15 protein-coding genes are annotated in these 13,020 nt (G+C 34.6%); 14 read left to right on the forward strand and 1 reads right to left on the reverse strand.

Features of this window, described 5'->3' with window-relative positions:
- The first annotated feature begins 40 nt into the window (after window positions 1-40).
- The 14 genes from ACGHIN_RS00100 to ACGHIN_RS00165 all read left to right on the forward strand — a co-directional run bounded on the left by ACGHIN_RS00100 (window position 41) and on the right by ACGHIN_RS00165 (window position 11,763).
- The gene (locus tag ACGHIN_RS00100) at window positions 41-1,180 is read left to right on the forward strand and encodes an ATP-dependent Clp protease proteolytic subunit (protein WP_390449980.1); all 1,140 of its coding nucleotides are present in this window, start codon (window positions 41-43) and stop codon (window positions 1,178-1,180) included.
- 18 nt (window positions 1,181-1,198) lie between these two features.
- Complete coding sequence (locus tag ACGHIN_RS00105; protein WP_390449981.1) at window positions 1,199-1,588, forward strand: hypothetical protein; 390 nt, start codon at window positions 1,199-1,201, stop codon at window positions 1,586-1,588.
- Between the two features lie 11 nt (window positions 1,589-1,599).
- Window positions 1,600-2,613, forward strand: a complete 1,014-nt coding sequence (locus ACGHIN_RS00110) for a hypothetical protein (RefSeq protein ID WP_390449982.1) — start codon at window positions 1,600-1,602, stop codon at window positions 2,611-2,613.
- Between the two features lie 68 nt (window positions 2,614-2,681).
- Window positions 2,682-3,251 carry a hypothetical protein gene (locus tag ACGHIN_RS00115; protein ID WP_390449983.1) on the forward strand — a complete coding sequence of 190 codons (570 nt, stop codon included), beginning with the start codon at window positions 2,682-2,684 and terminating at the stop codon, window positions 3,249-3,251.
- Between the two features lie 58 nt (window positions 3,252-3,309).
- Complete coding sequence (locus ACGHIN_RS00120; protein WP_390449984.1) at window positions 3,310-3,531, forward strand: hypothetical protein; 222 nt, start codon at window positions 3,310-3,312, stop codon at window positions 3,529-3,531.
- Window positions 3,524-4,882: a hypothetical protein gene (locus ACGHIN_RS00125; RefSeq protein ID WP_390449985.1), complete on the forward strand. Its 1,359-nt coding sequence runs from the start codon at window positions 3,524-3,526 to the stop codon at window positions 4,880-4,882. The genes ACGHIN_RS00120 and ACGHIN_RS00125 overlap by 8 nt, the downstream gene beginning before the upstream one ends.
- Window positions 4,869-5,573, forward strand: a complete 705-nt coding sequence (locus tag ACGHIN_RS00130) for a hypothetical protein (RefSeq protein ID WP_390449986.1) — start codon at window positions 4,869-4,871, stop codon at window positions 5,571-5,573. The genes ACGHIN_RS00125 and ACGHIN_RS00130 overlap by 14 nt, the downstream gene beginning before the upstream one ends.
- A 5-nt stretch (window positions 5,574-5,578) precedes the next feature.
- Window positions 5,579-8,785: an SGNH/GDSL hydrolase family protein gene (locus tag ACGHIN_RS00135; protein WP_390449987.1), complete on the forward strand. Its 3,207-nt coding sequence runs from the start codon at window positions 5,579-5,581 to the stop codon at window positions 8,783-8,785.
- A gap of 17 nt (window positions 8,786-8,802) precedes the next feature.
- Window positions 8,803-9,312: a phage holin family protein gene (locus ACGHIN_RS00140; RefSeq protein ID WP_390449988.1), complete on the forward strand. Its 510-nt coding sequence runs from the start codon at window positions 8,803-8,805 to the stop codon at window positions 9,310-9,312.
- Window positions 9,257-9,832 (forward strand): hypothetical protein, encoded by a 576-nt coding sequence (locus tag ACGHIN_RS00145; RefSeq protein ID WP_390449989.1) that lies wholly within the window; start codon window positions 9,257-9,259, stop codon window positions 9,830-9,832. Before ACGHIN_RS00140 ends, ACGHIN_RS00145 begins: the two co-directional genes overlap by 56 nt.
- Entirely contained in the window at window positions 9,829-10,320 is a 492-nt protein-coding gene (locus tag ACGHIN_RS00150; protein ID WP_390449990.1) for a lysozyme, read from the forward strand. Before ACGHIN_RS00145 ends, ACGHIN_RS00150 begins: the two co-directional genes overlap by 4 nt.
- Window positions 10,321-10,378: 58 nt before the next feature.
- Window positions 10,379-10,603, forward strand: coding sequence for a hypothetical protein (locus ACGHIN_RS00155; protein WP_390449991.1), 225 nt, complete (start codon window positions 10,379-10,381; stop codon window positions 10,601-10,603).
- Between the two features lie 66 nt (window positions 10,604-10,669).
- On the forward strand, window positions 10,670-11,443 hold the full coding sequence (locus ACGHIN_RS00160; protein WP_390449992.1) for a GLPGLI family protein: 774 nt from the start codon (window positions 10,670-10,672) through the stop codon (window positions 11,441-11,443).
- A 29-nt stretch (window positions 11,444-11,472) separates the two neighbouring features.
- Complete coding sequence (locus ACGHIN_RS00165; RefSeq protein ID WP_390449993.1) at window positions 11,473-11,763, forward strand: hypothetical protein; 291 nt, start codon at window positions 11,473-11,475, stop codon at window positions 11,761-11,763.
- Window positions 11,764-11,815: 52 nt separating this feature from the next.
- Here the strand turns inward: ACGHIN_RS00165 and ACGHIN_RS00170 are convergent, their stop codons facing one another.
- The gene (locus tag ACGHIN_RS00170; RefSeq protein WP_390449994.1) at window positions 11,816-12,961 is read right to left on the reverse strand and encodes a tyrosine-type recombinase/integrase; all 1,146 of its coding nucleotides are present in this window, start codon (window positions 12,959-12,961) and stop codon (window positions 11,816-11,818) included.
- Between the last annotated feature and the right edge of the window lie 59 nt (window positions 12,962-13,020).

The raw sequence follows: 13,020 nt of genomic DNA on the forward strand, positions 1-13,020 counted from the left end.
CAACTCTTTCAAAATACCTTTGTAATTGACAAATAAGGGTATGAAAGAGAATCCAATATTTTTTAATTATAAAGTTTCCAACAGTGGTGAAAGACTTGATGTTTTCATTGATGGAACCATTGTGGATGCAGAAACTCAAGAAATTTGGAAAGAGTGGTTCAATGATGATACTTCTGTATCATTTAAGTCTTTCCGAACTGAAATTCTTGATTCCGGTTTAAAAAATATCAGAATTACAATCAATTCTTTTGGCGGTCAAATTGGCGATGCTATGGCAATGCATGACTTCATTAAGCAACTTGAAAATGATGGTTATGCTGTTGAAACCATAGGAATGGGAATGATTTGTTCTGCTGCAACTTATCCATTATCTGCTGCGAAAAATTCAAAAATTTCTCCGAATTCTTGGTATATGATCCATAACGTTTCCGGTTTTGCCTGGGGTGATGTGAATGAAGTTGAGAAACAGGCTAAAAACTTGAGAAGTTTCAACAACAATATCCGTGATTTCTATGTGAATCTAACAGGTAAATCCAAAGAACAAATTGAAGAATGGATGAACAATGAAACCTGGTTCACTGGAACACAAGCGGTTGAAAATGGGTTTGTTAAAAGCACAACCGATCAGAAGGAAGAATTTAAGCCAATCAATGTAGCAAGTTGGAATTTTAAAAATAAAGCAGCTTTAACGGCTTTTAATTCCATCGCCAACGGATCCAAACCCCCTATTGAAAAACTCGAAAATTTAAATGAATACGATATGAACAAAATTGTTGATGCAATTGTTAATGCTTTCAAGTCCAAAAATTTGGTTGTAACTGAAGCCGGACAAAATGCCGAAACATTAACGGTGGAAAACCTTACAAGTGCCTTGAATGAGGCTTTTAAGGACTTTAATATTGAGCCAAAAGAACCAACTGAAGAGCAAATTAATAATGCGCTTACTAATTTCTTCAAGGAAGGTTTACCTGCTAATATGATCACACAGATCACTAATGCAGTGAAAGAAAATGTTAAGCCTGAAAACTTCAAAGATTCTGAAGAATTCAAAAATTTTGAAAACAGAATCAGCGATATTGAAGAGAAAGCGGCAAAAAATTTTGGTCAAGCAAGACCCAACAATAAGGGGGGTGGGGCTGAATCCAAATATGATGCTGAAGATGTAGGCTTTGAAGAATAATAAAAATTTAAAAATAATATGACTGGTTTTGAAAAGGATGTGCTGCAAAATCAACTTTGTGAAGGTTGTGAATGCACCGGCTTTGCTGCGAAACTGAATTATGCAGTTGATACAGAAGCCAAAACAGTAACAATCACCGATGCTTCTACCTTTGGGGCGGGCGATGATTTGAATGTTGCCAACGTCCATGTTTATGACAAGGACGGGAATGAAAAACACGAGCAAATTACCGCTGACGGTGGGAATGTTGTCTTGGATGTTTCAAGTTTGAATTTATCAAGTATTGACATTTTGGGGACCGTGATTTCCACAAAAGGTTGTAAGGCTGATTTAGGCATTTACAACATTGGAAGTGTCGCCCTTTCTGGATCACTTGGAAACAAAAACAATCAAGGAGTAAGAGACTAAAGAATTAAGCTATGAACGAAAGATTTTTAGTGGGACCAAAGAGCTACTACGAAATGTTAGTAAAACCACATTTCGCGGATCTTCTTCCTGATGGTTCCTTTAACGGAACTCTAAATGAGTTCACTGTGATGGATGATGTTTCCAGTAAAAGAAAAATTGTTGAGATTCTTGGAAATCAAAACATCTTGAAACGCAGGGATGCATCTTGTAACATCGTTTTCTCATCAGTTGGTAAAGCTTCCATCAGACAAATCGAAACAGATGAAATTTATGGAGCCACCAAGCATTGTGAAAACGAATTCTACAAAGGATGTTTGGAAGATTTCAGAAATAAGGATCCAAAATTCAGGGATTATATTATGGATTTCTTCATGAAAGCAATCAAGGTTGATATTACTTCCAATGCATATTTTGGAGATATTGACCGTGCGAGTGATGGAAACGGAATTTGGAGTTGGAACGTTTTTGATGGAATTTTTAAGCACTATGCAAAATTCATCAATGATGGAACAATAAAAGCTAATCAAACAACCGCTTTTGCAGAAGGTGAAATCACTCCAACAGATGGGAAAAATTATTTGGATTGGGCTTATAAAAATCAAGATATTTTCTTGAAGCATCTTCCGGATAATATGAAGGCTTTCTATGTTTCTCAATCTATTTTCGATGCGTATGAAGATTTCTTGATCCTAACAGGTGGTCAAAACAATATTGTTTTGTATCAAAACGGGTTCAAAAAACTGAAATACAAAAATATTGATGTTTTGGTAGAAACAACATGGGATCCAATCATGTTTGCTTTGAATGGTGGTGTTAAGGCTCATGCCTGCATTCTGACAATCAGAGGTAACTTCATTTTTGCAACTGATAAATCCTATGGAGAAGCAACACCGGCGGGTGTTAAAGCTTTATTGGTTTGGTATTCTAATGATGATTTAACTTGGAAGTACGCCAACTTCATGAGAGCCGGAACCGGAATTGCTTATCCAGAACATTCTGTTATTGGATTAACAAATATTGGATAAAAAAATTTAACAAAGAATATTGCATTTATTGCAATATTCTTTCCTTAACAATTTAAAATTTTTTAATTATGCTTTGTGTTACACTACAATCATATACAGCACCATGTTCAGCAACAACAGGCGGTGTTTCCGATATCTGGGTTTTTGATCCTTCGGATTTCAACTGGACGCAAGATGGTACTACAAAAAGCTATACCGCTGTTGCTTTAAGAACGGGGGCGGTTCAAGAAGAAGGAGCCAAAATGCACCAACTTAAATTCCAAAGAAAAGAAGCCGAATTCAAATTCAAGCATACTTTGAACGGGTGTTCAGTGAAATATGAATTTGATATTGATGCACAACTTCCAAATCTTTCCCAGGAATTAACCAATTACCTTGTAAGTCTTGATTCTGCCGGATGCTGCTGTGGATTGGGACTTATTGTAAGATTGAATTCCGGGAAAATATTTGTTCTTGGAGAAAGATACGTAAACGGAAGTACAATCCCTTATTTTGAGGTCGTAATGAACGGTACGGAAGGGGGGTCCGGAAGAAAGATGGAAGACTTCAACGGTGCTAAAGTCATGTTCAAGGCTGAATATGGCAGAATGGCAAACGAATTCACAGGGAATGTTTCTGTGATCGAGGCTTTTCAATAGGAGGTGATTCTCTTAAAAAAATCTTCGATGATACGTTTGACGATACATTTCAATAATCATGTTTTCAATAAAATCGAAATATAAAAACAAAGTGGTCGGGTTTAATGGCTCGGCTACTCCCCTCGGGGAACGTGATGATCTTGACATACTGGCAGAAATTGCAGTAAGAAGTCAAGATCCAACCTTGCTTGTTCTGTTTAGCAAAGTTCCAACAGAAGAAGACATCAAAAAATATAAGGCAAAAAATTTCTTAAAAGAAGAAGTCCCAAACAATGACTAGTTCTGTGAAAGATAAGAAGAATATTACTTCAAACGTTGCAACGCTTGATGCTAAAAACCCGATTCCCTTTGAACCTTCAGGGGAATCAAATGCATTTCATCTTAACAGGAGAACAAGGAGATATTTGCCTTTTCTTGAGCCAAAGGACAATTTCTTTCAATTATTATTAGAAGCAAAATTACTTTCTCCAACTAATAATTCATGCGTTAATTCCAAAACCAATTTTTGTATTGGAAAAGGACTTTATATCAAGGATAATGTTAAAAATAAAGATTTTGAAACATTTATTAAACGTGTCAACAAAAAAGGACAAAGCCTTGATAAATTAATTAAATCCGTTTTCAATAACCATTTCACGGTTGGAAACAATTTCGTTGAAGTTATTAGGGGAAAAATTGGAGAAAAAAAATTTGTTTGGCTAGTGAACCGTCCTTTTCTTGATTGCAGATTATCATATCCGAATGATGATGATATCTGCAAATCAGTTTTTATTTCTAAAGAATTCAGACGAAAAACAGCCTGGACTTTGGTTGATGATAAAACAGTGGAATTACCTGTTTATCGTGGTGATGAAGAAATGGCATGGTACAAAAGTGATTCAGGAACCGAACATTGTATTATTCATGTGAAAAATGATGTTCCAGGTTATGAATATTATGGAATGCCAGACAATATTGCGTCTTTGCCTTACCAGATTTTAGAATATAAAAATGTAAGATACAACCTTGATATCATTGACAATAACCTTGTTGCAGGGGGTGTTATCTTTTTAGAAGGAAATGTTACCCAGGAAGAAGGAAGAAAGGTTGGTCAAGATATTATATATTCTCACACAGGAGACGGGAAAAGAGGTCGTTGGACTGTTGTAACCGGCGGCAAAGGAATTACCAATTCAGCAATGCAACAATTTGATGTTAAAACTGATGGATCCTTTCTTAAACTTGATGAAAGTGTTGAAAATAAAATTGTGGATTCCAACAATTGGGACACTGCTTTATATGGTCAACACCAAAATTCCACTGGGTTAGGAAATGGAGGTTTTGCCTATTTATCGGCTGTTTTTGACACAAAAAATAAAACTGTAATTGAGCCAACACAAGAATTGATCTTCCAAGATTTAATTAAACCATTCTTTGAAATTTATGATAATTGGATGGGCACAGAATTCAGCGAACTTGATCTTGCATTTAGAGCCGTTTCACCTGCTTCATTTATTGGTGAAATTGATGTGAATTCTTGCTTAACCAAAGATGAAGGAAGGGAAATCCTGGGGAAACCTGCTATGGAAGATAAAAATAAAGGTTCAGAATTTATCACAACCTCAAAAAACAAAAAAGATGTACCGGCTTAATCACTTAAAAAGGGATGTATTAATTACCCCTGATGAAGTAATTTTTCACGCTCCAACTGATCAGGCAATTGATGAAAGACAAATTTTGCAAAATATTATTGTTGCAGAAGAACGTTGGATTGCCAACGCAATTTGTGATAAATTTTATGAAGACTTTATTACTAAAAAAAACATTAGGGTTACGGAAACCAATAAGGCTGACTTAACTATTAAAATTAACGCTTCTCTTGAGGCTGATGGTTTAAATCCAATCAAAGAATCTGATCTTAAAATTGGGATGATAATTAATTCAATTGAATTGGTTGATAACCCTTGGTATGTAAAACTTTGGGAAAGATTTCTTTGGAAAATTACTGCTGAATGTGTTGATGTCGCTGCAATTATTCCAACATGGTTACGACACACTTCATTAGGTCAGCAGTTGAATAATCCCAATGCAATCGGTGGGAATGGTGCTTCTTCTGCATCCGGTGGAGTTAAAGAAGTACAATTGAAACTAAATTCTGCTATTCAGGACAGAATTGATCCTTTGCTTGAAAGAATGCATTTGTGGATATGCCAAAATAAAGAGCATTTTCCCCTCTATTGTAAAGAGTGTGGGGGGTGCGGGTGTGATGGGGATTTAAAAGACGTTGACGGTGTTTCCCATATCAGAAAGACAAATTTTATTACAAACATTTATGAAGATTAAAAGCTATGAGTTACGAAACTATTCAAGAAAGATCCAACCAAATAAGAAATGAAACACAAGCGAAAGCCAATTCTAAATCCAGAATTGCTGATCAGTTTGATGATGTTGTAAATTATTTTGAAGAAAAGATAGAAGCAAAAGCTTCAGGATATAAAGGTTATTTGAGAATTTCAGATAACGAACCTGTTGGTGGATGGGAAATAGGGTTGTATAAATTATTAGAATTTGGAGAATATGACAATTTAACTCCTGCACAAGATGAAAATGGCAATCCAACTAACATTACAGCAGAAGAAGGAAAAATAAATGATGCTTTTTTCGATGGCACAGTTTGGAGAAATTCAAAAATTACTATTCCTCAAGCTGAAAATAAAATCGAAACTTGGGTTCCTGGAAATTATTCAACAGGTGATCAGCGAATAAATCCAGCAGATGAAACAATATATGAGGCCAATGATGTTGTGACAGCTTCAGATATTCCCGGAATTTCTCCAAAATGGTCAAAAAAAGTAGGCGGATTTTCTGAAGAAAAGTTTAATGAACTAGCAGAAGAGTTTAAAACCTATACTTTAGAATCTGCTGACGTGTCAGCAATCAATTTTACTCAGAATATCGCACCGGGCGCAGGATCTTCTATTTACATTGAAAAAATAACTGAGGCTAAACACATTGATAAGATTAGAATAAAAGTTCAGAGTAATGGTGTTGGGGATTTCACGCTTAAAAGAAGTGGTGTAAAAATAGAATTTGCTTCCAACATTCCGCTGGTAGCTGGATGGAATGAATTTGCGGTTGATTTAGATATTGAACCAAATGACAATATCGGATATAATACTGCCACTTCAACGGCAAGTCTTTATTTTAAGGATGGAGGCACCGGAAAATATATTGTAGATAGTGGTACAGAATTCCCAGGAAGTTTAGCCATTGAACTTTATTCAGCAGAAGGCCAAGTTAACACTTTTGAGCAAATCGTTAAAGCTGATTTGAGTGGAAATTCAGGTGAAACACTTGGTACATCTGCATTTAACGCTATCAATTCCTTAGCTAAGCCTAAATTAAGGGAAATTGACTATGGAGTTGTTTCTGCTTTCAATTTGCCGGATGAAACAGATTTATTAGGAAACAATAAAATCACAGTTACAGGCTCCTCAATAGCAGGAAATTTCCTTTATAATGATTATGCCTATACATTAGCTTTTACAGTAACTTTCCAGGCAAGATATACAACAACAAAGACAATTGCTAATATAAATCTTGGCACATATACATTGGATATTATTGCAGGAGGATCAGGGATATTCGGAAACATAGGGGCGCAGCAAAATGGTTTTAATTTAGCATATGAAAACTCTACTGTTAAGTTTGTCATTGTTGCAGATGCTTATTTTCTTAATATGTACGTTAACGGCACTCGTGTTGGTTTCCTTAACAAGAGTAAAAAGGCAACTCAGGTAAATTTTACTTTAAACAAACAAGACAGTAAGAGTTTTGGCAATATTTGCCTTTGGAATAGAGACATCTCAGAAGATCGAATCACACAGTGGAATTTGGATCAAAACCCATTCAATTTAAAAGGAATTAAGGATAAGCTTTTTCCGGCAAAAGGCTACCAAATCAGTGATCATTTATTGACAGGGAACCCATATTTTGAAATCCCTGCTGAACAATCAATTGTAAAATTCAAAGGAAAATATTTCTTGTATTTCACGGCTGCAAAATCTACACCGACAACTTTTATTGAATCTGGTATAGGTGTGGCAGTTTCAAACCGCCCTGATGGTGGATTTATGATGTACACTGACGATGTTGTTATAGGAGGAGATCGTAACAAGGCAGGCGTTACTAGGGCAATGGCTTCATGGGCAGGTGTTGTTGGGGATTATGTCTACATATTCGCTGCTATGGATTATACAGCATCAAATGCAGGAGGGAAAATATTTAAGTCTTCTGATGGTTTAAACTTTACATTAGTTGGTAATTTCATTACTTCTGGAATCTCATATTTAGCAAACATTTCTATATTCCCCGAAAAAAAGGGAAGTTATTATTATGGTATAGCTGAAGGTAAGCCGGGATCGACTTGGAAATCTTATCTGGTAAGATCACTAAATTTTGAATCCGGATGGGAAGTTGTACAAATGCTTACAAGCTTGGAAGTAACTTCAAATCAAATGTATGGTGGTCCTGAATTATTGAGATCAGCTAATGATGACCGCTGGATGTGTTTTTATCATGCAGCACATGAGCCGTCAAGTCCTTCAACTAATTCGCCTACTTCCCTATATTACGCAGAATGTTTCGACACCGAAGCACCTATCAACTGGGTAAACAAAAAGAAAGTATTAGATATAAATGATGAGTTGGATTTTTACGCTGCATATAACTGTGACCAGGTTGCAACACCTCAGTTATTTGAAGAGAATGGGAAATTATATCTTTCTTACGTTTTAGCTCAGAATGAACCAACACTTCACTGCCAGATTAGAGTAATTCAATTTGACGGAACAAAAGAAGAACTTGTTGGAGCTGTACCATTAGAATACGATAAAAACCCAGTTCTTAATCTGGGAAGCAAATTCAATTTATCCACGGTATCTGATACCAACTTACAATATCCTGAAGCGTTTACTAAAATTATTGCTTCGGGGACATCTATTACAAATGGAGTTGGCTCTGACGGTTCTACAGGAATTACTGAAGCAAATACTTGGAGATCTAAAATTCAAGCAACTCTTACAAGTTTTACGGGCAGGACAATTACGGTTGTCAATGGAGGTGTTAACGGTCAAAACACTACAGGCATGAAGAATAATCTGCCAGCTTTGCTTAGTGGAAATACTGGGCAAGTAGTAATTCTGGAAGGAGCTATTAACGATGCTCAGACAGCAGGCGTAGGTCTTCCGGTATCCACAACCATATCGAATTTAGGCTCTATGATTGAAATGGTGATCAATTCAGGTAATTACCCTGTATTGTCTACGCCGATGCCACTTGATTTTTCTAATTCTACAGTAGCAGCAGCCTACACAGTTCAGAAAAGAGATAATCTTGTACTCGCAGTACACATGTTGGCTAAGAGATATAAGATAAGATTAATAGACTTTGATAAAGCAGCAGAAAACAACGTGAGCTTGTTGGTTGATGGTATCCACCCGAATATCAATGGATATGCCTTCATGTCAGATTTAATAACTCCAGAATTAGTATAACCTTTTAAATATAATTTATGATTTTAGAGTTTTTAAAAGGCGACTATGCGGCGATAATCAACAAGCTAATTGTTGTTGGTATCTTATGGAGTGCTGTACTCCTAGCGATGATTATTGATTTTTATTTTGGTATTCGCAAAGCAAAACAAATTGGAGAAGTTAGAAGCTCAGAAGGCTATAAAAGATCTGTTTCCAAATTCAATCAGTATTTCGGAATGTTGCTTTACGCTTTCATTTTCGATGCTATTGTACCGATTTCATACTTTTTTGAATATCCTATTTCTGCCATTCCAGTAGTTTCATTATTAGCCACGGTAGCACTTGTATTCACAGAAGCAAAATCAGTTCATGAAAAGGCCGATGAAAAGCAACGTAGAAAGGTGAACGCTTCTATATTTCAAGTTTTAGAGCTTATTGAAAAAAAGGATGAAGTATTTAATGAATTATTAGAAAACTATAAAAAACAAAAAAATGAGAATAACAGCACTGATAATGGTGATACTCCTGCTAATGGGGTGCAAAACTAAAAGAGCTGTCAAAACTTTAGATATTTCAAGCGAAATTTCTAAAACTCAAATAAAAAAAGACAGTAGTAAAAATGTATCGAAAGTCCAGGAGAAAAATATTGCGAAAGAAAATTCTCATGTTGAAAAGAAAAAAGAAAATCAAACGGACATTGAAGTTACGGGCAAAGCTCAAACTGGTGTTCCAATTGAAATCTACAACATTGAGAACGGCGATACTCTACAAGCTATTAAAGTTACCGGGAATGCAGAAGTTCAAGTTCGATCCAAAACATCGAAATCGGACCATTTAAAAAAAGAAAATTCATCAGAATCAATTATTGATAAGTTAAAAGAGTTTTCTGAAACAATTGTAAATGAGAACAATGTAAAAGAAAGAGTTCAGAATGTCAAGAAAAAATCCAAAGAAGCTGTTACCCGGACCGGTACTCTTTGGAGTTTCGGACTTATTGGAGGGCTTGGGGCATTTGCCATGCTATTGATTGCATTATTTATTTACTTTAAAAATTACAGAAAGAAATGAAAATTTCACAAAAAGGTTTAAACCTCATCAAAGAATTTGAAAGTTTGCATGATGGTGATCTAAAGAAAATCGGCTTGCAGCCAAAAATGGATCCTGTGGGAATCTGGACCGAGGGTTGGGGGCATGCAATGCGAGATAATAAAGGGAACTTCATCAAAGGTCCAGAAAATAAAGTTCTTGCCGAAAAATCAGCAACAATCCACACCTTGGAAGAAGCAGACAATGCCTTGTCTGAAGATATTAAGTCGTTTGAATTGTTCGTTACTAGGAAATTAAAAGTTCCTGTCAACCAAAATCAATTTGATGCTCTGGTTTCTCACACTTATAACACAGGTGGTTCTTCTACCTTGTTTGATCTTATTAATAAAAAAGCCTCAAAAGAAGCAATTTATAATTGGTTTACAAAAAAATATATTACATCTAAAGGGATAAAATTAAAAGGCTTGATAAGAAGGCGAAAAGCTGAAGCGGATTTATTTTTTAGTTAAAACTTCACATTACGGAAAACCGTTTCTATAATTTAAGAATCCCCTTTAATTTTATTGAATGGATTACTTATTTATAGAAAAATTAATTATAAATTTTATTATTATTGATTATCTGAAGGATGGTTTAAGTCAACATGAAATTGCCGAAAGGCTTAAAGAAAATGATATTAAACCCAATAGTTTAAGTTCTATTGAAAAACGCATAAATCAAATTAAACATTATTATAATGCAAAATCTATGTTTCATTTAGCTTGTATTTTACATAATAAAAAAGTTTTATAAAGTACGGAATCCCGTAACTGTGAATAAAAATTATATTGTATATTGCATTATATTAGAAACTTACAAATGAAAAAGATTTTATATTCATTTTTATTATTTCCTGGTTTTGTTTTATTATCTGCTCAAAATAATAAAGCTGTAATGGAGGTTAATTACGAAACAAAAATGATTTCCGATAGTTTAAACAGGGATAAGGTAAATATTTACGCTTCAACGTTATTATGTAACAATGTAGAATCTGTTTATTTCAGTAGAGAAGCTAAAGCGTTTTATAATGGTACATCAAAAGAAACAATAAGTACAAGCGCGGGGGCTATCCCTAAATATCCAAAATCTGTTGGCAGCGTTTACAAGACGAAAGAAAATTTATCCGTTTCACTTCCTGTTGGGAAATATATATTTACTTATGAAGAACCAAAATTGAATTGGGAAATTTTGAATGATACCAAGGATATTAAAGGATTTAAAGCCCGATTAGCAAAAACAATAACCGATACCGGTGATACTTATTTTGCTTGGTTTACCAATGATATTACAATCCCTGATGGACCATTCCGTTTTAAAGGTCTTTCCGGATTGGTTCTTGAAGTCTACAATAAAAATAAGACAATCGAAATTTATGCAACTGATATAAAAAAGTCAGATGAACTGATTGAGCCACTGAATTACGGGAACGATGTGAAGACAAAATCTAAACAGCAATTTTTGGAAGCAAGAAAAAATTATACTGAAAACCCGTCAATGTATAATGGAAATTTAAAAGTTGTGGATTCAAATGGAAATGACAGAACAAAAATGATGTCAGACCGATTAAAAAAAATGAACACTTTCCTTGACTAACTTTAATATTTAATATAAAAATTTCAACTATGAAAAAATTACTTTTCGTGGGCGCATTAGCCCTTTCAACATTAACTTTTGCAAATACAAAAGAAGAAGTAAAACCAGAAGTTAAGCATGAAAAAACAACAGAGGTTAAGAAACTAACCCCAGAACAACAAAAGGCATTAGCATTATATTTTGCTTGGTGGTCCGTTTCTTATACAAATGCTTGTGGAACAACAAACACTGTGTTTTTTCAATCTGATAATCCAGACGGAAGCCAGGCATTTATTAGAGAATTGGCATTTGCAGTTAACTCAACTTATGATGTTTGCTAAATAGCAGCTAAAATGATGTAAAAAAGCACCTTTTAATGAGGTGCTTTTATTTTTATATACAAATGTCAATGTTTTTATTTTTTTCAACTTGTTGTTCCTCATAATCAACCGCATAATTCAATGTTGTTCTTTCGGTTGTATGTCCTGCAAGTTCCTTTCCTTTTGATAGTCCGTATAGATTCGTAACCATGTTAATATATGAGTGTTTTAAAGCATATCCCGTAATATTTAACCCAACCTTTCTTAAATATCTTGAAGCGATACGATATAAACTATTCGCAGTTACAGGTTCATCATGTGGCATTTGGTTAAAACTAAATAAATATTGATTAGGTTTGGCAATGTCATATAAAGTTTTCCAATAATTCCACGCGTGAAAATTGATAGGTCGCATTGCCCGTGTATGCATCCCACCTTTTTTTAAATTGATCCAAAAAATGCTTTTATCAATTTCAACATCTTCTTTTTTTACATGGACCATTTCTTCAAACCTACTTCCGCAATAAAAGAAAATATACAAAAAAACATAAACATTATAATTCAGTTCTTTTATTGAATGAAATTTTTTCCAATCTTCAGCCGTTCGGATAATTGCTTTTTTGGCGGATGTGTGTTGAAGTTTTGAAATTCCTTTTACAAAATTCACCTCGAAAATATCAAGATCCGTGAAAAACTTAAAACATGATGAAATGTGAGATTTTGTTTTGTTTACACGGTAATTGCTATGTCCGTCATTTGTCATTCGCAGCAACATTTGTTTTATATCCCCTTTTGTGATTTCTTTGATTGGCTTAACATGGATCCGCAGCATTTTCGCATATTTTGAAATATGCTTCATACTGTTTGTCATATCGTCAATATGAGATTGAACACCTGGATTATTGTCAATAGCGGACTGCATGGCAGCCAAAAACAGCGTTTTCCCGTTTATGATAGGTATTGCATTTGAAGAATCATATTCTTTGGTTTTGGGGTTATATCCGCGATCCAACATATAAATTTCTTCATCAATAAGGCGTTTTGTTTCAGAAACACGTTCTGCATGGTCCTTAATGTGATTCATTCCTTTGAATGATGTATCATGCTCGACACCTTTTTGATCTATAAAGGTATAACGAACAATCCAGTCTTTTGAGATTGATTTTTTTGAAGTTTCCCAATTTATGGGATAAACCTTCATGTTAGAATAAGATTTCATTTTTGCACGGTTTTTTGCACGATCTGAAATCTAACGAGAATAAAGAGAATTTTTTAATT

The sequence above is a fragment of the Chryseobacterium barbadense genome (assembly GCF_042849955.1).
GTDB lineage: Bacteria > Bacteroidota > Bacteroidia > Flavobacteriales > Weeksellaceae > Chryseobacterium.